Here is a 20,850-nt window from a genome sequence, read left to right on the forward strand (position 1 = left end):
GCTTCCTTGGCTAGCGAATAAAGATTATCCAATCATGAGCGAATAGTTATCTAACTTAGCTTAGTAACGATAACAATTCCAAAGATTTATTTGTACTAGATCAATTCTTTAGCAACAAATTGTATCAACTTTCAGCACTGAACGGTTTGCGCTGATGCATCGCTTCCATGGCTTTATAAAATACATTTTCATCTTTAGCGTGATGACGGGCGTTCTCACTTAAAAAGCGTCGCCATTGGCGGGCACCTGGCTGCCCATTAAACAAACCAAGCATATGACGTGCAATGTGCCAAGTAGTCGTGCGCTCTTCATTTTCAATACAATCTTTGACATAAGGAATAATCGCCTCAACCACGGCTTCTCTTGACAATCTATTTGCCGAATCACCGTATATCAATTCATCAACATTTGTCATCATGTAAGGGTCTTGATAAACAGCTCGCCCAATCATGACACCATCCAATATGGCTAATTGCTCTTTTGCTTGAGTGAGTGTTTCAATACCACCATTTATTGAAATCAATAACTCGGGGTAATCCTTTTTCAGCTGATATACCCTATCGTAGTTTAACTCTGGAATTTCCCGGTTTTGCTTCGGGCTTAAACCTTTTAACCAAGCTTTTCTTGCATGCACAATAAAGTGGTTACAGCCTGCTTCGGCATTTTTCTCAACAAAGTCAGTTAAAAACGCGTACGAATCGAAATCATCAATGCCAATTCTCGTTTTAACCGTCACAGGCAAAGAAGACGCTTTTTTCATTGCAACAATGTTATCAGCAACAAGACTGGGCTCTGCCATTAAACACGCCCCAAAAGCACCGTTTTGCACTCTATCAGATGGACACCCCACATTAATATTGACCTCATCGTAGCCGTACTGCTCTGCTTTTTGAGTGGCTTGGCTCATCGCTTCAGGATCACTTCCACCTAATTGCAAAACGAGCGGGTGCTCTGATTGGTGATACGCAAGGTAATCTGCTTTACCATGTAAAATTGCGCCTGTGGTAACCATCTCAGTATACAAAACAGCCTTTTTACTCATAATTCGATAAAAATAACGGCAATGGCGATCTGTCCAATCAAGCATGGGGGCTACGGAAAACTTAGCGTCAATAACAGGTGCGGTCATAATAGGAAAATACACTTAATGTTGAATGGAAAAACAGACCTTGTAAAAAGCCTTCTCTATAAAATAATTTTAACAAACTATCGGTTTAGGAAAAAATAGTATTTTTACTATCGTGAAAATATGAAATCCGGCATGATAAGTGTTGCGTAAACAGGAAAGTTAGAGAACAAGGAACCGCCCATGTACGTCAAAATGCTTTTATTTATTCTTTGTATCTTGTCTATCAATGCTATAGCGAGTGAACACCCTGATTCTTCTTGGCTCAGATATAACCACCTTGGCTACCATGCAGTGCAAGACAAAGAACTCATTTTGATGTCAGATCTTAACTTAGAGGGTCAACACTGGCAGCTTTTATCAGCAAATAAAGTTGTGCTATCTGGCACTTTAGATAAAAGCTTGGCTGGAAAAACCAAACACACAGCTAAACCTTTCAACTTCCTTATTGATATCTCAAGTGTTACTGGAAAAGGCGAATACCAACTTCAAATCGAAGATAAGCTGTTCAGTCAAATCTATATTAAACAACAACCTTACTTATTTTTAATTGATGAAATGCTAATGCATTTTAAAACAGCCAGAAGTGGAACGGCCGATGCTCACCTACATTCAATCAGCCACTTAGGTGATGCAAAGGCGCCTATCTATAAACCTAAAGGCGAAATGTCACTTGGACAATGGCAACTTGAAAAACCAGTACAGTATGTTGATATGCAAGGAGGCTGGTATGATGCTGCAGATTACATTAAGTTTACGCTAACAACCGCTTACAGCGCTTATTATCTGTTACGAGCCTACCAAGTTGAACCAGCTTTATTTAATAAAAAACTCAGTCAATCCGATTATGTCGATATTCTTGATGAGGCAAAACACGGACTCGATTATTTATTGAAAACCTATCCTGAAAAAGATGAATTTATTATTCAGGTATCAACTGGATTAGATCATCAATTGGGTTATCGCTTACCTGAAAATGATACACGAGATGGTAAACGAGAGGCTTTATCAGCACTTTCTCTGCCTCACATGGCATCAACGGCAGCCGCTCTTGCACTTGGCTCACAGGTATTTAAGCCTTTTGATCTAAGATTGAGCCAGCAATACCTAGCAAAAGCCAAAGCAATTTATCAAAGAATGAATCAACCGGATGTTCACAAAAAAGGAGCTTTTGAACGCGACATAACCAATGACTTTTATCCAGATAAAATTTCACTTGATAACTTAGCTCTAGCCAGTGTTGAACTGTATCAAGCGACTGGACAACGCCAATACCAAGATGCAGCGATAAATGCTCTCAAAAAGCTGGGAGTTAGTGGTTGGGTTGCATGGGCCGACGTCGATTTTTCAGCTAATTATCGTTTATCGGTGAATAAAAATACGGCAGCTTTAAATAGGCTAAAGGCAGGCCTTCAAAAATATAAAATGTATGACAAGACACAAGGCAACATATGGCATATTCCTATGCCTCCTTATTGGGGACCTTTGATAGGACAATTCATTATTTCGAGCTACTCTGGGCTAGCCTATGCTCAAGGGATGATTGATAGTCCGAAACAACATTGGCAAAACTTAGATTATTTTCTGGGTAAAAATAACTGGGGGATCGCCTTTATTGCATCAGAACGCGTTCCTCGTTCTGTTAAAAACATTTATAGTCAAATTTACCAACTACAAAATCAATACCCGACAGGTGCTGTAGCTGGAGGCCCTGGCCACAGAAATAGCTATAATGATTTAAAGTGCTTATTCAAACCCGATCCAAGCGATAGATACTTTGAGCAGTTTAATACGAGCGAACAAATATTCTTTGATAACGCCAGTAACTTCCAGACAATGGAAACCACGATCACTCTGCAGGCTGCAGCGATATACATGATTGCCGTCAATGCCAAAATAATGACTGAATAAAATCAATCCCAAAATTAATGTTCGGGTCGTTGCCGTAAATATGATGCAAATCTCGGCAAGCCATTTTTAGTCATCCCCCAGTACTTATAAGTTACTTGAGTACCGATAGCAGGAGGGTGCTTCCTTTCTTTTACAGTAAACCCAGTACCAATTTTAAATGTTCGGCCTTGTGCATCTTTGACAACAAGTGCACCTAACATTCCGGTGTATTTACCTTTACCTGCGATATGTTTGATTACCATAGCTTCTGCATCTTGGTATTTTTTTACTTTTATTAGGTTGTTTGAGCGACCCGCTTGATATTTATCGGCTATCCTTTTGAGCATCAAACCTTCACCACCTCTTGCAAGCGTAGCCTCAAGTAATTGAGATAAAGACCGATGGTTTTCTACTCGCTGCTGCTTGACGATAATGATGTGCTTACTTTGCCCTTTTAGCTGTTTTTTCCATTCAATTAGGAAATGGTATCTTTGCTCAAAAGAAAAGTGCTGATGATGCATATCAAATATCATTAATTTCACATTCCGCCATTCTTTTTCAATGGGTACTTTTTTTCTGGTGATACCAGAGACAAGATCAAATTGCTCACGGTCAATCCAAAGTTCTGCATCTAAGTGCCAATCGGGTAATGAAGCCACAAACCAATTTGGAGTGATTATCTGATTACCTGATCGAGTCAATAATTCACGACCATTCCAATATGCCCTAACCCCATCATATTTTTCACTAACAAAGTACTCTTTAATATTCTCGCTACCTGTGTATACGCTAGCTAAAGTCAGAGCTGGTTTTAAGTTGCCTTCAGCATAAGCAAAGCAGCTTAAAACCAGGCTGAACCATATAGCTTTGATAATTTTCATAAATGTCCACAATAATAAAAAACCACTTAAATAGAAAACTAGTTTACAGCTATCATTTCGGCCAATTCATTTTTCTGTAGGAAAAGTCTTACATGACATGAGGGCTATTTATCGCAAAAAGAAATATCTATTTTTGTTAGAATAGCGAATAGGAAATTAGGACATGGACGATTAATAAAGGTAAAGCAGCTTCATTCAACAAATGTAGTGAAGAGTGACTTCAGCATTTGAAGAATTTATAGAAGCGCAGAGGAATATCATAATGAGTACAACTAAAAAAGTAAGAAAAGCGATTATCCCAGTGGCAGGTCTTGGCACTCGAATGCTGCCTGCGTCAAAAGCCATTCCAAAAGAAATGTTGGCAATTGCGGATAAGCCGTTAATTCAATATGTAGTGAATGAGATTATCGCTGCTGGTATCAAAGAAATTGTTTTAGTAACTCACTCAAGTAAGAATTCAATCGAGAACCATTTTGATAAAAGCTTTGAATTAGAGTCAATCTTAGAAAAGCGTGTTAAGCGTCAGCTACTTGAAGAAGTGCAAGCCATCTGCCCTAAAGATGTAACAATTATGCACGTACGCCAGGGTGAAGCAAAAGGTCTAGGCCACGCGATTTCATGTGCTAAACCATTAGTTGGCTCCGCACCATTTGCTGTTGTATTACCAGATGTATTAATTGATGACGCTGCGGCTAACCCGAAAAAAGACAACCTAGCAGAAATGTTGGCTATGTATGAAGAAACAGGTGCTAGTCAAATCATGGTTGAAGGTGTTCCAGAATCGGAAGTGGATAAATACGGTGTGGCAGATGTGCAAGGACGTGACCTAAGTGCGGGTGAATCGGTAAAAATGACCGCAATCGTTGAAAAACCGCCTGTGGATGAAGCGCCTTCTAACTTAGCTGTAGTAGGTCGTTATGTATTATCTGGTGACATTTGGGATATTCTTGAAAAAACGCCAGTGGGTGCCGGCGATGAAATTCAATTAACAGATGCAATCGCAACACTCATGGATTGGGAACCGGTCAATGCTTATTACATGAAAGGAAAAAGTCATGACTGTGGAAACAAACTTGGTTATATGAAAGCGTTTGTTGAATACAGTATGCGACATAACCAGTTTGGTGAAGAATTTAGCGAATTTGTTAAATCTATCTAAACTCTTTTCTAAGGCCAAATACAGGATTATTTGGCCATCATTTAAGGTATAAAAATGAGCCAAACAATATTAGTCACAGGTGGTGCGGGATATATCGGCAGCCACACAGTTTTAGAGCTATTAGAGCTCGATTATCAAGTTATCGTTTTAGATAACCTTTCGAATGCTAGCCAAGAATCTTTAAACCGAGTTGAACGAATCACAGGAAAAACGGTTAAATTTTACCAAGCTGATATTCTTGATAAGTCAGCCCTAGACGAAGTATTCACCGCTCATAACATTGATAGCGTCATTCATTTTGCTGGCCTAAAAGCAGTTGGTGAAAGCACAGAAATACCATTAACCTACTATCACAATAATGTCACTGGCACGATTTACCTTTGTGAAGCCATGGCAAAACACGGGGTTAAAAACTTAGTGTTTAGTTCTTCTGCCACTGTTTACGGTGAACCAAAAGCTTTACCACTTGTCGAGACAATGCCAACAGGGGTTCCAACAAATGCCTATGGCCACTCAAAACTTATGGTAGAAGAAATCTTAAATGATTTGTATGAATCCGATAATGAATGGAACATTATTTTACTTCGATACTTCAACCCCGTGGGTGCTCATAAATCAGGCCTTATTGGTGAAGATCCAAATGGTAAACCAAATAACTTAATGCCTTTTATCAGCCAAGTGGCAGTAGGGCGAAGAGAATGCTTAAGTGTCTTTGGTGATGACTATGATACTGAAGATGGTACTGGAGTTAGGGATTACATCCACGTGGTAGACCTTGCGCTTGGCCATGTAAAATCAATTGAGAAGCTCACTGAAAAACCAGGTTGCTTAACTTACAATCTAGGTACTGGGCAAGGTTACTCCGTCCTTGATATGGTTAAAGCCTTTGAAAATGCCTCCGAAAAAGCCGTGCCGTATCAAATTGAACCTAGAAGAAATGGCGATGTTGCAGCCTGTTATGCCAATGCAGAAAAAGCAAAGTTAGAGCTTAACTGGCAAGCTGAGCTTGGCTTAGAAGCTATGTGTGAAGATACATGGCGCTGGCAAAGTCAAAATCCAAAAGGATTTAGTGCTTAATACCCTTAAACGTTGGCTAGCATGTTTGCCTGAATACGCTAGCCATTGACCATCAGTCATCTAACTAATCACTCCAATTTGTAATTTTTTGTTTTAATACAACAATTCTCTTAGTAAGAAGCTTTTCGAATCTGATTGTTATGCTACAATTGCGGTGTTTTTGTACCAAGTCCGACTGAGCAAAGATAATAAGTCTAAAAAATCAGTCTGATAATTCACACCGATAACGGAGATTACATGGAATTTATCATCGCGTTAATGACCACATTAATTGCAATTCCATTTCTTAAACCCATCGCAGATAAAGTCGGCTTAGTCGATGTCCCCAACGCTAGAAAACAACACGATGGTGCGGTTCCATTAATTGGTGGCATTGCTATATTCTTGGGTACATTAACGGCATGTATGATCGCATTCCCAGATGACTCCACAATAAGGCTTTTTTTAATATCCGCTGCACTAATTGTTTTTTTAGGAGTAATGGATGATTACCATGATTTGCCTGTTGGTTTAAGACTCGTTTCACAATTGTTAATCGGTAGCATATTAGTTTATGGCGCAGGGAACTACTTAGATAATCTAGGGGACTTGTTTGCCGTAGGTGAAATAACCCTCGGGGTTCTGGGTACTATTTTCACAATGGTTGCAGTACTTGCCGCTATTAATGCTTTTAATATGACTGATGGTATAGATGGGCTAGCCGGCTCTCTAGCCATTAATACTTTCTTATCAATTGCCACTTTATTTTATTTACAAGGTCAGCATCAAAATGCAGCCTTACCTGTGATTGTTGCTTTTTCTGTTATACCTTTTTTACTCTTTAACTTAAGCCTACTACCTGGTAAGGCACGTAAAATATTTATGGGCGATGCTGGCTCAATGTTCATTGGTTTAAGTGTTATTTGGATGTTAACGCTTGGTACTCAAGGTGAGCAACCAGCATTTAGGCCGGTTACTGCACTTTGGATTATTGCCATTCCATTGATGGATATGGCAGCTATCATGTATCGCAGAATCAACAAAGGCCAGTCCCCTTTTCAACCTGATCGCGACCATTTACATCACATTTTTATTCGCGCCGGTATTCAACCCCGTTCAGCCCTGATTTACATCTCTTTAGCTTCTGCATTACTATCGGGGATTGGCTTAACTGGAGAGTATTATCAGGTACCCGAGTGGATTATGTTCACAGGTTTCTTGTGCTTATTCGTAGCCTATAGCTTTGTCATTATGCACATTTGGAAAGCAATTAGATTTGTAAAAAAAATTAAGCGAGCTAAAAGGCTAAAAAAATACCGTCGAATCTAAAACTATGTCATCTAAAAAAAATATTGTTTTACTTATTGCTGGTGAAGGTGGGCACTTTGAACAAATGTCCAGACTAACCAGTACTTTAAAGTTTTCTGATAATATTGATGATATTTATCTAATCACTGATAACATTAAAAAAGAACTCAATCTTGAAGGTGTGAAAACTCTTGAATTAGGTGAATTAAGAGGAAAGGATGGTTTTTCAATCAAAAATGCTTTTAGATACCTCACAAAAAATACCATTATATTATCCAAGTTAATCTTTAAAAATAATACCAAAATCATTTCGACTGGCCCAGGTATCGCAATTTACCCTTCTCTTTTATGCCGTTTAAGTAAAGGAAAAGTTTTGCATATAGAAACTTGGTCTCGCTTTTATAGTAAATCAATGACTGGAAAGTTGATGTATCTGATCTCTAATCGATTTTATATCCAAAACAAAGAGCTTGCAGAAATCTATCCGAAAGGCATTTATTCGGGTAGGTTGTAATGGATGTACTTGTAACTGTTGGTACATACCAATTTGACACTTTAATTAAAGCAGTTGACGAGATCAGTTCAAAATTTCCAGATATGAAATTTACCTTACAAACAGGTAATGGAGCATACCTCCCCAAACATTGCCAGCATTTTAGTTTTAAACCTGAATTAGATTTTAACCAGTTTGATTTAATCATAACGCATGCTGGAGCTGGTAATATCTATAGATTACTAGAGATCTCAAAGAAAATAATTGTTGTTCCAAACTTATTACGGGTAGACGACCACCAAAAAGAAATAGCGACCTTCGTTCAATCAAATAATCTAGCTCTTGCCTGTAATGATTTAACGAATCTTGAGTCTGTAATACGGAAAGTTCAATCCTTTCAACCACGCCCTTATAAGAAAGTAAGCTTCTTTAAATCAACTGAAATAGAGGAATACCTTCAGCTTTAGCAACTACTTGCCTATAGCTTGTATATTTTCACAACCTCTCTTGCAATATTATCTAACTTAAATTTTGAAGCACTTAATTTTGTAGCTTTAACAATTTTCTTATATGTGTCTCCAGCCCCATACTCGTTCGATAAATTAATAATATCTTGCGCTCTAAAATCATTTTGCGATATTAAAACCCCATTGACACCGTCTTTGACTTGAGTAATTGAACCATCCGTTGTAGTAGCAATAACAGGTGTACCACATGCCATAGATTCAGTCATAACTAGGCCAAATGATTCATTGTGGCTTAAATTAAGTGACCAAAGACTCCTCTTATAAGATTGAACGAGCTCTTCTGGTGTTTGAAAAGGTTTGTAACTTATATTGGTCTTCTCTAATAAATTATCTAATTTATGTCGTTCAGGGCCAGAACCAACTATCAGTAACTTCTTGTCACTTGGTAAAATAGCAGCAAGTTCATTTAGGCGCTCAACACCTTTATTTATATCTAACCGCCCTACAAAAATAAAATCAAATTCCTTTTTATAATCCCCTTCTGAGAAAAAAATAGACGGGATACCAACAGGCAAAATACTGTGGTTTTTTCTATATTGGACTAAACGCTCTTTAAGATGACAACTCACAAAAATAGCATGGTCAAGATACTCTAAACATAGGTTGTAAGTTTTTGAGAATGGAACGTATTTATAAATGTCACTACCATGAAAGGTAACCACTATTTTTACTTTAGGGTTCCTTAAAAGCTTATAGAAAATAGCTAAAAATATGTTAGGGAAAAAGAAGTGAACATGTATAACATTTATGGTCCGCGTTGAAAAAACATAACGGACAACAAAAGACAAAAAGAAAAATAAATAGCGAAGAATACTAGAGCGGATATTTTTGCATACAGTAGACATAGTATAATATTCGACAGATTGTGCTATTTTTTTTACCGCTTCAAATTGATTTCGAACAAACAGACCTTGAGCTGGCTCGCTTTCAGTTGGTGACATATTAGTTAAGAAAAGGATTTGCATAAATAGTTTGAAATGGCACAGGAATAGACATGTATCTTAAGCGATCAAGCATTATCAAATCTAGCATTGAATTGGTTAAAACATCGTAATTTGATATCATCATCCCCTCAAACTGATAAAAAAGGAATTTATTGTGTTTAAACTTTTCATCCCCTTGATATTAATGGCATTTCTAAATTCTGCTTGTGGTGGGGGGGGGAGTAGTTCCAGTTCTGTAGCTGCAACGGAGCCTGCTATAAAAGACGCAGATACACCAACTGAAACAGAAAGACTGTTCGAAGTAAAAATAACGGCCCCTTCCGTTGTAAAAAGCAATCAAACATTTAGTTTTAATTTAGCTTCCGATAACCTTGATGCTATTAACAAGATAGAAGTTCAGCACGACTATATTTTACCCATCAACATTAATGTAGAGGCTAATGATGAGGTAAGGGTTACTATTCCAGAAGCATATATGGAACAAGTAATTCAATTCGACTTTTCTATTTCAAACCATCAAAGTGAAATTATTGAGCAAACTCATTTAATCTCTGTGATACCGAATGATAAACCCAAAATTACTGTAAAATCGAATACTGAATCGTACCTAGATCAACTACCTTTTACACTTGAGTTACTTGCTGAAGATGAGGATGAAATCATAGCTTATGAAGTTTCGTCCAAAAAGCCAATTTCCATAGAAAAAATAGAAGAAAATATATTTCAAATATCTAATTACACTGACAATTTAAATCTAATAGTAAAAGTTACCGATAAATTTGGAGCCTCGACTGAACTACACCATCACATTCAAACTGTTGAACCTCCGGGAGTATACATTTCTGGGCAAACAGGTGTGATGCCCAATAAAAGATATTATTACCACATAGAAGCACTAGATGATTCGGTATTCACAGTAGAAAACTGGATGCTAGATACTAATGAATATTCAATTATTGAGACAGGTAATGATTTTATAATTTTAGAGTTTAAAAGCTCTGATATAGAAAAGGACATCACTTTAACAGCACAACTTTCATCAACTGAACAGGGTACAGAAAATCTATCAAAAAAGATTAAGCTCTTGCCATCACTTACTTATAAGTTAGAGCCACTATATAGTCTACCAAACCCAGTAACTCCTCCTAATTTAGATATCAACCAAGATGGATTGAATGAAATAGTGACATTTGAAAATGGTAATATTTACGTTTCATTTAGTGTACAAAACGGTGAGTATGAGCAGAGCATACACGCAGGAAAGCTGACTTTGCATAATAAAGATTGGGGGTTAGCAAGTGACTTCCTTACAGGGAGCGAACTCACAGCAAAAGAACTTTTCGATATGAACAATGACGGCATAGCCGATCTTTTGTTTGAAGGAAAGCTCGCAAGTAACCCAGGTTCAGTCATCCCCTTACCAGTTTTAGGCTGGGTAAAAGGTTTAGAAAATAAAATGCACTTCGCTGGTGATTACCTGTTACCTAGCGATAATATTGCTAGCTACATCGTATACAGTAATCTCAATGGTGACAGCTTTAATGACGCCATCTATTTAAAGAGTTTACCTTATCCTACGGGTCCGTTTTCGCAATCTTGGCAGGGCTTGTGCTGTAATAAACTTGTGCACTTCGATGAAAGCTACATTGAGGCAATTGCAATCATTAGAAATGATTTAGGTCGTTTCTTACTGTCATTATATTCTGAAAGTAGTGACTACTTCTCCGCAACGAAACAATGGATCAAAGTAAATAAATATAACTCGGATAACTCAGAGTTTGAGCAAGAAAAAATCATTGAATTAAATACGGATAGCCGAATAAGAACTATTGACGTTTTAGACATCAACCAAGATGGTTTAAATGAAATAGTATTATCGCTAAGTAATAACGAAAAACTCCTACTCACCTTTTAAAACATTATGTGAATTTCTGCCAGGGGAACATACAGACTGCATTATTAACTATCAAATTCAACATTTAGATTTGGTAAGTTAATAGTACTCTTTACTAACTAGTGAATACCTATTAGAAATTTATAAAATATGTTAATTTCAAAACATTGAAATACAGAATTTAAGTTAATATTTTGAACATTTTAACCATTACCAATATGTGGCCAAGTGAAGCATCACCTTGGCTTGGTACTTTTGTTAAACAACAAGTCTCATCCATAAAAGAAACTGGAATTGATAATGAAGTTATTAATATTCGTTCAAAAAAATCTGGGGGTAACAACTTCAGCTATATTATCGCATTTTTTAAAATTTTCATTATCGCATTCAGGAGTAAATACCAAATAATTCACCTTCAGCACTGGATATGCTGGTTACTTTGCAGTGGCATTTTTTGGAAGAAAAAAGTTTATACTGTCCATGAAGGAGAGTTTTTTTTAGGTGGATATCGGAAGTTTTTTATAAGTTTAGCTATAAAGTATTGTGACGCGGTAATCTTCGTCAACCACAAAATGTACCAAATTTATAAAAAAAAATACCCTTCTAAACTAATTAGGTTCATCCCTTGCGGAGTTGACACTAAAGCATTTTCACCTCAAAACAGCACTAAGGCTAAAAAGCATTTATCTCTTGATAGCAATTCACGCTACTTATTTTTTCCAGCTAGCCCCAATAGATTAGAAAAAAATGCGCAACTTCTCCAACAGTGGGATGAAGAATTAAATGACAAAAGATATAAAATACTGTGGGGGGGAAGTATTTCATACCAAGACATGCCGCACTATATGAACGCTTGTGACGTTCTAATTACTCTAAGTCATTACGAATCAGATGGCATGGTTGTAAAAGAGTCCCTGGCATGTGGCAAGCCCGTTATATCAACTGATGTTGGAAATTCTCGACGGTATATTTCATCGTCTAACAAGGGTAAGATCATCGAGCCGAATTTATCGGCTTTAAATCAAGCTATAAATCAAATACCCACTCAAAATACGGTAGCTTCTTTGCTAGAATCCGAATATAAATTAAATTGTACAGCAGAGAAAGTTGTTCACCTATACCGAGAGGTTTTGATAAAGTAGTGTCAGATAAAATACCAGAGTGTTTTGGGATCTCGTTTGCAGCTTTTAACGAAGAGCTAGCCCACTATTACACTTTGAGAAAAGAGTTTGATCAAATCATAACGATTAATTCTGAATTCATCGTGAAGAATCATGAAGATAAAGAAAAGCTCAGAGATATTATCAAAAACTCAGTCTGCACTATGGATGGACAAGTTCCACTATGGCTTGCCAAGATATTTGGACACAACACATCTCAATTAAAAAAAGTCACAGGTTCAGGGTACTCAAAAAAATTACTTACTTATTGCATAGACAATAACATCAAACTGTTTCTTCTTGGCGGTAAACCGAATTCTGTTGCAACAATTCTCAAAAACACCAATAAGCCAGAAAATATATCAGGTTATTGCCCCGACTTCTCACCCTATCCCTTTACCGAATTGCACAACCAGAAAATTAAAGCTCAAATTAGCGCGTTTTCTCCTGATATTATCTTGGTCGGATTTGGAGCTGGGAAACAAGAGTACTGGATATCAGACCACAAAAACTTCCTGATTGAAAATGGAGTTAGAACGGCTATTGGTGTGGGGGGAACATTTGAAATGCTATCGGGAGAAATAAATAGAGCACCAAATTTTATACACAAAGCTGGATTTGAATCTATTTACAGGTTATTACAAGAACCCTCTCTTTTTAGGTTCAAACGTATTTTAAAATCATTCAAAGTATTTAGGTATATCAAGAAGAACTAGCCTACTTTTTAAGCTTAAGCCTCAGATCTGCCAAAGCAGGGAAAAGGCAACGTAACCAGTACTTTATAACCTTTTCTCTAACAGGGCTGTTTAGTAAAGTAAGAACACTAAAAAAGCTAATTTTTTCTCCTGCCGCTTCTGCTATCTGAAAGGCTAAAGCCTTTTTATGCTTATCTTCCATGTACTTTTTATATTTTTTTTCAAATTGAAAATAACCTTTAACCCTTTTAGGGTTGTCAGAAATGCGCCCCGCCCCATGATGAGTGTCAATAACATAATCACATTTATCCAATCTTATTGCACTGCCATATTCTATAATAAGACGAGTCCAAAGCTCCCAATCTTGACATGCAACAAATCTCTCATCATAACCACCAACAGCTAATAAACGTTCTTTTTTAATCAAAACTTGATTTGAAGCATGATTACAATACAGCTGAGAGTCTAAATCAATAATCATCTTGGTATTGTAAATAGGGCGTTTGACTTTACCGTAATCCCAAAAACAACCACTACAGGCAAAAGCATAATTATCAGAGTAGCCTTCCATCAAATGCTTTAAACGATCAGGTAAAAAATAATCATCATCATCTAGACCGGTTACATAATCACCTTGAGCATGCTGTAATGCAAAGTTTCTCGCAGCGGGTGCTCCTTTGGATTCATCAAAACGAAAATAATGAACCCTACTATCTTTAGTAGCAATTTTATTAATAACTTCAGGTGTATCATCAGTAGAAGCATCATCGACGATAATGACCTCGATATTTTGGTAAGACTGAGATAACACACTATTTAAAGCTCTTTTTAATAGTCCACTTCGGTTTTTACTCGGTATATAAACACTTATTAAGGGAAATTCGCTCATTTATAATCCTATAGGCTTATTAACTTTTTTGATAAAGATAAGCCCATTTAAAAGCCCCCAAATTAACCCTAACATACCAGACATCATAATATGGCCACTTAAAATAGAGAGTAAAATTAGTATCAGGTTAACCAGAATGATGATCGGCGGAAGATATTTATCCGTTTTTAGCACGGACAACGCAGTAACAGTCATAATTATAATAAATGCGTATGAGGCTGTAAGGCCAATTAACCCGTAGTATGCAAATAAGTCAACGGGGTCAACTTCTGCAGAATACTTTGTTGCGAAAAAGTCTGATATACCAACGGCCCCAATACCAAAGAGGTATTCAAAACCTGAGGCAACAGACATAAAAGCGCTGAGAATAGCTTCAGAGAACTCAACTCGCCCAGATAAAATAAGGTGTAAAATACCTCTTTCATTTAAAATAAAATGCATTTTGTCGTATAGGCCTACAGCTTCTAAGAACTCAATAATAAAAACGACCAATAGCAAGGAAAGTACAGAAATTGGGACGAATAACTTAAGTTTCAATTTGGTGAAACGAAATATGTTCTTTCTTTCATTAAATAGCGGTATCGCAAAAATTAATAGTAACGATGCAATCATTGCCGATTTAGTCGCAATTAAGGCTCCGGAAATAAAAGTAGCAATAGCCATGAAAAAGAAGTGTAATTTATTTTTATTCCAAAAGTAATGAAGCACAAAACCAAAAAGTAAGATAAAGCAGCCACCGAATTCATTACCCGCGGTATAAAAACCGTTTATTCCAATTCCTTCATCATCTACTCCACCACTTGCGTAACTCGGATAACCAAACCCCATCACACCGATAATTAAATTAAATACGATTGCACCAAAGTTAATCCAGAGCGCTCTAAGGCCATACTTTCCTAGCAAGTTTGGCGCGACTTCTGCAAGAGTTTTGCAGTAACAAAATACAATAAAGGGAGTTAGAATTTTGACAACATTGCCGAAATCTTTTACGTAGAAACTTATTTTGGGACTAGTTAAAAAATAACTTGATGGGCCGAGTAACAATAGAAACATGGCTAGCATAATAGCCAACATCAACTTGTGATTATGCTCTCCAACCACATATAACATACACAATACAAGTGGCAGCTTATATAATAAAGATAGCTTAATATTGGATATACCATAAAGTTGGACCATCCCGGTTAAAGCATCTATCCAAAGGGTAAAAGATAACAGTAAAAAAATAACTTGATTTAATGTTATCCAGTGAGGAGGTTTAGCTTGCTCTATGTACATTAAAATCGCTCAGGGTGTCTTTCATACAGACGTCGATAATTTTCGATATAATCATCAAGCGGCTTGATAATTTTGGCTGGGTTACCTGCTACAACAACATTATCGGGTATATCTTTACAAACAACACTACCTGCCCCAATAACAACATTAGAACCGACTTTAACCCCAGGCAAAACGATCGAATTCCAACCGATAAAAACATTATCACCTATTTTAATAGTTTTTCTGTATGAATTACGGCTTTTGGGTAAATAAGAAAACTCACGGTTGATAAGTTCAGGGAGAAATAAAGTAGGTGATGCATCATGGGCTAACAAAGTAACCCCTGTTAAAGTACAATTTCGTCCAATAATGAATTTATCACCTTTACTACTTGAAGACAGAGTGCAATTAATTAGCAGCGTATTGTCTCCAATACTCGCACCTGATTTTTTGTGTTTAGCAATAATACATTTGTAACCATATTCGGCTTCTATGTCTTTTAACCATGGAATAGAACCTCGAATAATAATGTTCAACACTTTAATAGCCAGATAAATAAGCCTACTTTTCATTATTGAATACCTCTAATAAATCATTTGCGAGATTATTCCAACTAAAATGATCCTCGGCATGTATCCTAGCCATTGCCGATTTTTCACTCAATTCATCTGGTGACAAATCCAAGATCCGCTCAATTGAATTTGCTAGTTCATCACTATTCGCTTGATTAACAAATAATGCACAATTTGAATTTAAAATTTCACGAGATGCAGTATTAACGTCATTAGATGGCTCAAATGCAATTACAGGTAAACCTGATGATAAAGCTTCTAGAATTGTTTGCCCCAAAGGCTCATAAATAGAAGACATGAGGAATGTATCAGCTGCTCGATAGTATTTTTCAGGCTCTAATGTTGAACCGATAAACTTTACTTGCCCCTCTAGACCAAGTTGTTCCACTAAATATTTGTAATTGTCGAGTAAAGGGCCATCACCCACAATCCAAAGTTGATTATCTGTGCCTGTTTGCGAGCGAAAAGCATTAATAGCTAAATCAAAGCCTTTAGCTGCAACGCATCGACCCACACATAAAAAAACATGCCCTTTACAATTCAAACCTAGCGCATTTCGCTCAAGATTTTTTTGTTCTTTTGGCAAGGGATAAAAGCGATGACCATCAACTCCAGGCTTAGTGAGTAATAGCTCTTTCTTTGGATTTATGACCGAATTCACTTGCTTAATCATGTTGTGGCTAAAAACAGCAAGTTGATCACTACTTTTTAACGCAAAGAATTGCAATAAGTAGTGGTAGTACCACCTCAAGTACCTTTTTAAGGAATAGCTACTCACATTTTTGCTAGCATTTTGAAACTTTACGACACCAGGCACAAGGTAGACAGTATTTTTCCCTCCTGCCCATTTACAAAAAAGTTGGTTAAAGTGATAACGAGTGATAATCAACTCTGGCTGATATTTTTGTATTACTTTTTTATAAAGTGATAGAGAGTTGAGAATGCCAGAGATAACTTTTGGTAATCTTACTTTGCCCAGATAATAAGGTTTGGTCATGCTATAACGATAAATCGTGATACCGTCAATCTCTTCCACATCTGCGAGTTTAGAGTTATCAGGTGAAATATCACTTACTACAATAACAGGCCACTTGCCTTGCTTTTTATATGCTTGAGATAAATGATATAGAGAGTTTTCAACACCACCAAAATGTGGGCGATAGAGGTTACTCGTTAGTAATATTACATCTTTATTTTGGGTCATATATCAGAAACCGGGCGGTCGAAGGAAGTAATTTATTTATCAACTTATTGTAAGAATCCTCAATCATAGCAAGGTTTCGTCGCTGGCTAAACTTATCAGCTGCAAAAGCAGGGACTACATCATCCAAGATTTCATTTTTCTCAAAGTGCTGCTGAATAACATTTTGGATAGCAGGAGCATTTGCTTGTTCAAAAATATAGGCGTTTGGGGTCTTTATATCAGCGACCACCTCAGGTAAACCGCCACTATTTGAAACAGCAACAGGGCAACCGCAAACTAAAGCTTCTAAAGCTGCAACTCCAAAAGACTCTTCTTGTTGAGTTTCTCTATCCCGTAAAGATGGCTGTATGTATAAAGAGTGCTCGCGAATTACTTCTGGAATTACAGCATGTTCTAAATAAGGGATAAAACTTACACAATCTTTAACGAAGAGTTTTGTAGCAAGTCTTTTGCACGTTTCCAATTCAGGGCCCTGTCCGACTAATGTTAAACTCAGCTCAGGTATAACTTTTTTAGCATTAGCAAATGCCTCAATAAGATAGGCCTGGCCTTTACATTTTATAAAGCGGCCGATACAAAGAATCTTGAAGTGATTAAGAGTATTACCCTTGCTCTTATCAAAAAAAATTGGGTTAAATGCATTATAAACAACTCGTATATTTTCTGGCTGTAAGCCTAACTTGGATACAGCTTGTTGCTTCAAAAATGCCGATGGAACAGTCCAATATATCTGATGGCTTTGATTTGCAGTTGCTAAAGTAGGTCGATAACGTTTTGTAATAAGTGGCTCCATCGTGACATCAGAACCATGTAAAGATGCCAAAATAGGAATATCCAAACCTAATTTATCTAAAATATGGATGACAGTCTTAATACCATGCCCGGTATGACAATGAATGACTTCGGGCTGATAACTTGAAAGTAACTTTTTCCACTTTTTATAGTCTAAAAAAAGTGGCAGCCATTCTAAGCCAAATGCTAATTTTCGAGTAACTCTAGGATGAAAATCAAACCTCAGAGGTATCAAATCTAGGTTGGAAAATGGTCTTTCAGTGAGGTTTAATAACTGACTAGTTACTACTTTTACTTCAAGTTCGTCTTGCCTCGCTAGACCAGTAATTTGATCATAAATAAACGTTTCAGACATTACGGAAAATTTAGGGGTATAGTGTAAAACTTTCATCCTAATATGCCTTAACTACAAATAACTGAGGTTTCACAATCAGCCATTTTAACAAAATAGTGATACTGTACTGGAGTAAAATTGCAAATATGATCCCCAGTAACTCCAAATTAGGCGCTAGCACAAGACAACCAACTACAAAGGCGATATTTGCTAAAGCAGTAATTAACAGTAATTTTTTTACATGGCCTAAAGCTAGAAATATAGGGTGAATGCCCAACATACAAACAGCCATTGCATGAATAACCAAATAACTCGCAAACTCGATTTGATAATCGAGAAAAGTTTCATTAAATATAAGCGGTAGCCACCAAGGCATTGTTAAAGCTAATAATACAGAAGTAGGAATTGAAATAATAAACAACGATTTAGTTAGCTTTTTGAATATGAAAACGACTTTATCGGCAGCATTATCAGCTAGAGCTTTTGTTAATTCAGGGTAAATAACCTGAGTTATGGGGCTCGTAAACTTAGTTGTGATAGTTCCAACCTGTTTAATTACTTTATAAATACCAGAAGCTTCCACACTGGCTAAACTTCCCACTAAAATGGTATCAAACTCCCTTACTGGCAAATCAACAATATTAGTTAAGTGAGTAAATAGGTTAAACTGCCAAAATGCTTTTTTATCTAAAGGTAAGTCATCTTTTAATTCACTATCATCGGCGATTCTATTATTTTTTAATACTTGAAAAGTCGCCATAGCTTGGATAAAGAAAACCCCAATCAATAAACATGAGATATTTGCAATAAAAAACCAAGTCACTTGAGTTCCATCGTTCAAGCAACCATAGATAACCGCTAATAAAAACAAGCCGCTGCCGATAACATATTGCAAAGCTAAAAGCTTAAACTTCTCAAAAAATCTTAGTAGTCCTATTGCCGTACTTACCTGATTCAACACGACAAAAATACTAGCCAACTGTATATAAGGTAAATAACTAGCATCGAGCGACATTAAGTTTAAGTATACAGGTGCGAAAGAATAGGCAAATAATCCACCAACTAAACAACAAGTTAGGTCATATAAAACAACATGCTTAGTCAAAGTACTAAAATCACGTCTGTGAAAGGAGAGGTATTTGATATAGCCTTGCCAAGCTTGCGGATTGAAAAAAGCAGCCGTTACTACGACATAAGCCAATAACAATACATAGCTACCAAACTCGTTAGCAGATAAATACTTAGCTAGTAAAATAACAGAAAAAAAATTAGCTCCTGCAGCAAAAAGGTTGCTACCGAGTAAAACAGCAACCTGCTTTAAGAGTTTATTTATATTAACCAAAGGGAAAATTTAATCTTTTACTCTGAATATCGCATTGGCAATAAAGGCGAGTATAATTGACAACAATCCACCTAAGAAAGTCCCTACAATACATATAAAGGCACGACTCGGGTGGTTTTTTTCTTCGGGTAAAACTGCGTGAGCTAAAGTTTCTAATACATACTCCTGCCTAACTTCAGCCAACATGTCACTTTTCATTTGTTCTTCTAACAAGTCATAAAATACTTTCCTTACATTAATTAGCTCTGTACTTTCTAATGTTTTTTGAAGGTATTCGATACTCGCTTGAGCTTCTTGTTTACTCTTTTGGCGATGTAGTTCATTTATTTCGAATAAAAGTAGCTCGACCCACTTTTTCGCTAAATCAGGAGAGTAGTGATCGACCGATAGTTTTAACATGCTCTTTTTTGGCATAGCCTCGATGGTAATAGAGCTAAGTAATTTAGTATAGGCTTCCCAAGGGGTAGGTATTACTTGTCGATTAGGTGGTGGAGTACGAGTCCACATTTTATTCTCAGCATCATAAATTTCCTCATTATAGATTAGCTTTCTAGAAGAAGGCTCCCAGCCTTTCACAGCCAAAATATCGGCTGTTAAATCATACTTTTCTATGAAAGCATGCAAAAAACTTCTAGAGCGAACTAAGTCTTTAACCTGGTCTAAGACTTTTCCTGAACCGCCACCAATATTTACACCAGCAAGGCTAGCCAAGCCTCCCAATTTATTTGCAAGCCCCCCCATTGCGCCACCACTCTGATCGTCAGGTAATTTAGCAATTAATTCTCCGCGATATACATTAGGCAAACTTACCGCGTAAAATGCGCTTGCCCCAGCAGATAGAGTAACAACAAAAGCAATAAGAAACTTCCAGCGCCATAGCACCTGAATTAAAAAAGAAAATTTAATAATGTCCTTATCTTCAACATAGTGTTGAGTCATTTAAAACCCCAATTGATATTTAATATCTTAAGACAATTAACATATTTAAGCGCGCGAATTCTATCACTAATTCCTCCCAAACGACACGGTTACAATTCACAGAAATACTAACTTAAACGGTTCAGGACAAACCCAAAGCTACTGATTTACTGTCTGATAGAGTCTTCATTAAAAAGCTGATATGGCCAAAATTTCATTGAACAGCTCCAAATTCATGCAGAAATAGCAATGTCTAAAGCAAGGTTTCTTACAGGCCCCAAATCAATAAAATCTGATAAAAAAGCAAAAAACTACATTTAAATTCTGCACTTAATATTTCTCATAATTACATATTCTACATCAGATTTTGAAGAGGTCGCTCAAGGTAAATCTAAAAGCGTGGTCT

At 36.7% G+C, this 20,850-nt stretch carries 19 protein-coding genes; 9 read left to right on the forward strand and 10 right to left on the reverse strand.

All coding sequences use genetic code 11. The features are described from left to right. Positions 1 to 124 precede the first annotated feature (124 nt). On the reverse strand, positions 125 to 1,129 hold the full coding sequence (gene dusA, locus HR060_RS08390) for a tRNA dihydrouridine(20/20a) synthase DusA (RefSeq protein ID WP_174199850.1): 1,005 nt from the start codon (positions 1,127 to 1,129) through the stop codon (positions 125 to 127). Between the two features lie 180 nt (positions 1,130 to 1,309). Here dusA and HR060_RS08395 point away from each other — a divergent pair, with 180 nt between their 5' ends. Beyond that, complete coding sequence (locus tag HR060_RS08395; RefSeq protein ID WP_174199851.1) at positions 1,310 to 3,037, forward strand: glycoside hydrolase family 9 protein; 1,728 nt, start codon at positions 1,310 to 1,312, stop codon at positions 3,035 to 3,037. A gap of 14 nt (positions 3,038 to 3,051) precedes the next feature. On the opposite strand, the gene HR060_RS08400 is transcribed toward HR060_RS08395, so the two are convergent. Continuing rightward, on the reverse strand, positions 3,052 to 3,897 hold the full coding sequence (locus HR060_RS08400; RefSeq protein ID WP_174199852.1) for a DNA ligase: 846 nt from the start codon (positions 3,895 to 3,897) through the stop codon (positions 3,052 to 3,054). Positions 3,898 to 4,159: 262 nt separating this feature from the next. Between HR060_RS08400 and galU the strand changes: the two genes are divergently transcribed. The 5 genes from galU to pssE all read left to right on the forward strand — a co-directional run bounded on the left by galU (position 4,160) and on the right by pssE (position 8,380). Next, positions 4,160 to 5,056: a UTP--glucose-1-phosphate uridylyltransferase GalU gene (gene galU / locus HR060_RS08405; RefSeq protein WP_174199853.1), complete on the forward strand. Its 897-nt coding sequence runs from the start codon at positions 4,160 to 4,162 to the stop codon at positions 5,054 to 5,056. A 54-nt stretch (positions 5,057 to 5,110) separates the two neighbouring features. Next, the gene (galE, locus tag HR060_RS08410) at positions 5,111 to 6,133 is read left to right on the forward strand and encodes a UDP-glucose 4-epimerase GalE (RefSeq protein ID WP_174199854.1); all 1,023 of its coding nucleotides are present in this window, start codon (positions 5,111 to 5,113) and stop codon (positions 6,131 to 6,133) included. A gap of 237 nt (positions 6,134 to 6,370) precedes the next feature. Next, positions 6,371 to 7,441 carry a UDP-N-acetylglucosamine--undecaprenyl-phosphate N-acetylglucosaminephosphotransferase gene (gene wecA, locus HR060_RS08415; RefSeq protein ID WP_174199855.1) on the forward strand — a complete coding sequence of 357 codons (1,071 nt, stop codon included), beginning with the start codon at positions 6,371 to 6,373 and terminating at the stop codon, positions 7,439 to 7,441. 4 nt (positions 7,442 to 7,445) lie between these two features. Continuing rightward, positions 7,446 to 7,934, forward strand: a complete 489-nt coding sequence (gene pssD / locus HR060_RS08420; protein WP_174199856.1) for a PssD/Cps14F family polysaccharide biosynthesis glycosyltransferase — start codon at positions 7,446 to 7,448, stop codon at positions 7,932 to 7,934. Continuing rightward, positions 7,934 to 8,380, forward strand: a complete 447-nt coding sequence (gene pssE, locus HR060_RS08425; protein WP_174199857.1) for a PssE/Cps14G family polysaccharide biosynthesis glycosyltransferase — start codon at positions 7,934 to 7,936, stop codon at positions 8,378 to 8,380. The genes pssD and pssE overlap by 1 nt, the downstream gene beginning before the upstream one ends. An 11-nt stretch (positions 8,381 to 8,391) precedes the next feature. On the opposite strand, the gene HR060_RS08430 is transcribed toward pssE, so the two are convergent. Next, positions 8,392 to 9,405, reverse strand: coding sequence for a glycosyltransferase family 4 protein (locus HR060_RS08430; protein ID WP_174199858.1), 1,014 nt, complete (start codon positions 9,403 to 9,405; stop codon positions 8,392 to 8,394). A 133-nt stretch (positions 9,406 to 9,538) separates the two neighbouring features. Here HR060_RS08430 and HR060_RS08435 point away from each other — a divergent pair, with 133 nt between their 5' ends. The 3 genes from HR060_RS08435 (at position 9,539) to HR060_RS08445 (ending at position 13,154) form a co-directional block, all read left to right on the forward strand. Continuing rightward, the gene (locus HR060_RS08435; protein WP_174199859.1) at positions 9,539 to 11,299 is read left to right on the forward strand and encodes an FG-GAP repeat domain-containing protein; all 1,761 of its coding nucleotides are present in this window, start codon (positions 9,539 to 9,541) and stop codon (positions 11,297 to 11,299) included. A 173-nt stretch (positions 11,300 to 11,472) separates the two neighbouring features. Next, positions 11,473 to 12,420, forward strand: coding sequence for a glycosyltransferase family 4 protein (locus tag HR060_RS08440; RefSeq protein ID WP_174199860.1), 948 nt, complete (start codon positions 11,473 to 11,475; stop codon positions 12,418 to 12,420). Then, positions 12,420 to 13,154, forward strand: coding sequence for a WecB/TagA/CpsF family glycosyltransferase (locus tag HR060_RS08445; RefSeq protein ID WP_174199861.1), 735 nt, complete (start codon positions 12,420 to 12,422; stop codon positions 13,152 to 13,154). The genes HR060_RS08440 and HR060_RS08445 overlap by 1 nt, the downstream gene beginning before the upstream one ends. Before the next feature lies 1 nt (position 13,155). Here the strand turns inward: HR060_RS08445 and HR060_RS08450 are convergent, their stop codons facing one another. The 7 genes from HR060_RS08450 to HR060_RS08480 are packed head-to-tail and all read right to left on the reverse strand — an operon-like array spanning position 13,156 to position 20,465. Beyond that, a complete protein-coding gene (locus HR060_RS08450) occupies positions 13,156 to 14,022 on the reverse strand; it encodes a glycosyltransferase (protein ID WP_174199862.1) in 867 nt (288 codons plus the stop codon). Then, positions 14,023 to 15,300: an O-antigen ligase family protein gene (locus tag HR060_RS08455; protein ID WP_174199863.1), complete on the reverse strand. Its 1,278-nt coding sequence runs from the start codon at positions 15,298 to 15,300 to the stop codon at positions 14,023 to 14,025. Further along, positions 15,300 to 15,854, reverse strand: a complete 555-nt coding sequence (locus HR060_RS08460) for an acyltransferase (RefSeq protein WP_174199864.1) — start codon at positions 15,852 to 15,854, stop codon at positions 15,300 to 15,302. The genes HR060_RS08455 and HR060_RS08460 overlap by 1 nt, the downstream gene beginning before the upstream one ends. Next, entirely contained in the window at positions 15,844 to 17,058 is a 1,215-nt protein-coding gene (locus HR060_RS08465) for a glycosyltransferase family 4 protein (RefSeq protein ID WP_174199865.1), read from the reverse strand. The genes HR060_RS08460 and HR060_RS08465 overlap by 11 nt, the downstream gene beginning before the upstream one ends. Then, a complete protein-coding gene (locus tag HR060_RS08470) occupies positions 17,045 to 18,241 on the reverse strand; it encodes a glycosyltransferase family 4 protein (protein WP_174199866.1) in 1,197 nt (398 codons plus the stop codon). The genes HR060_RS08465 and HR060_RS08470 overlap by 14 nt, the downstream gene beginning before the upstream one ends. A 1-nt stretch (position 18,242) precedes the next feature. After that, positions 18,243 to 19,526, reverse strand: coding sequence for a lipopolysaccharide biosynthesis protein (locus HR060_RS08475; protein ID WP_174199867.1), 1,284 nt, complete (start codon positions 19,524 to 19,526; stop codon positions 18,243 to 18,245). A gap of 9 nt (positions 19,527 to 19,535) precedes the next feature. After that, positions 19,536 to 20,465 (reverse strand): Wzz/FepE/Etk N-terminal domain-containing protein, encoded by a 930-nt coding sequence (locus HR060_RS08480; protein WP_174199868.1) that lies wholly within the window; start codon positions 20,463 to 20,465, stop codon positions 19,536 to 19,538. Between the last annotated feature and the right edge of the window lie 385 nt (positions 20,466 to 20,850).

It is taken from the genome of Marinifaba aquimaris (genome assembly GCF_013328345.1).
Lineage (GTDB): Bacteria > Pseudomonadota > Gammaproteobacteria > Enterobacterales > Alteromonadaceae > Marinifaba > Marinifaba aquimaris.

Excerpts from the sequence above, each read along its gene's own strand:
- dusA (WP_174199850.1), bottom strand. The coding sequence starts at position 1,129 with ATGACCGCACCTGTTATTGACGCTAAGTTTTCCGTAGCCCCCATGCTT.
- HR060_RS08395 (WP_174199851.1), top strand. The coding sequence starts at position 1,310 with ATGTACGTCAAAATGCTTTTATTTATTCTTTGTATCTTGTCTATCAAT.
- HR060_RS08400 (WP_174199852.1), bottom strand. The coding sequence starts at position 3,897 with ATGAAAATTATCAAAGCTATATGGTTCAGCCTGGTTTTAAGCTGCTTT.
- galU (WP_174199853.1), top strand. The coding sequence starts at position 4,160 with ATGAGTACAACTAAAAAAGTAAGAAAAGCGATTATCCCAGTGGCAGGT.
- galE (WP_174199854.1), top strand. The coding sequence starts at position 5,111 with ATGAGCCAAACAATATTAGTCACAGGTGGTGCGGGATATATCGGCAGC.
- wecA (WP_174199855.1), top strand. The coding sequence starts at position 6,371 with ATGGAATTTATCATCGCGTTAATGACCACATTAATTGCAATTCCATTT.
- pssD (WP_174199856.1), top strand. The coding sequence starts at position 7,446 with ATGTCATCTAAAAAAAATATTGTTTTACTTATTGCTGGTGAAGGTGGG.
- pssE (WP_174199857.1), top strand. The coding sequence starts at position 7,934 with ATGGATGTACTTGTAACTGTTGGTACATACCAATTTGACACTTTAATT.
- HR060_RS08430 (WP_174199858.1), bottom strand. The coding sequence starts at position 9,405 with ATGCAAATCCTTTTCTTAACTAATATGTCACCAACTGAAAGCGAGCCA.
- HR060_RS08450 (WP_174199862.1), bottom strand. The coding sequence starts at position 14,022 with ATGAGCGAATTTCCCTTAATAAGTGTTTATATACCGAGTAAAAACCGA.
- HR060_RS08455 (WP_174199863.1), bottom strand. The coding sequence starts at position 15,300 with ATGTACATAGAGCAAGCTAAACCTCCTCACTGGATAACATTAAATCAA.
- HR060_RS08460 (WP_174199864.1), bottom strand. The coding sequence starts at position 15,854 with ATGAAAAGTAGGCTTATTTATCTGGCTATTAAAGTGTTGAACATTATT.
- HR060_RS08465 (WP_174199865.1), bottom strand. The coding sequence starts at position 17,058 with ATGACCCAAAATAAAGATGTAATATTACTAACGAGTAACCTCTATCGC.
- HR060_RS08470 (WP_174199866.1), bottom strand. The coding sequence starts at position 18,241 with ATGAAAGTTTTACACTATACCCCTAAATTTTCCGTAATGTCTGAAACG.
- HR060_RS08480 (WP_174199868.1), bottom strand. The coding sequence starts at position 20,465 with ATGACTCAACACTATGTTGAAGATAAGGACATTATTAAATTTTCTTTT.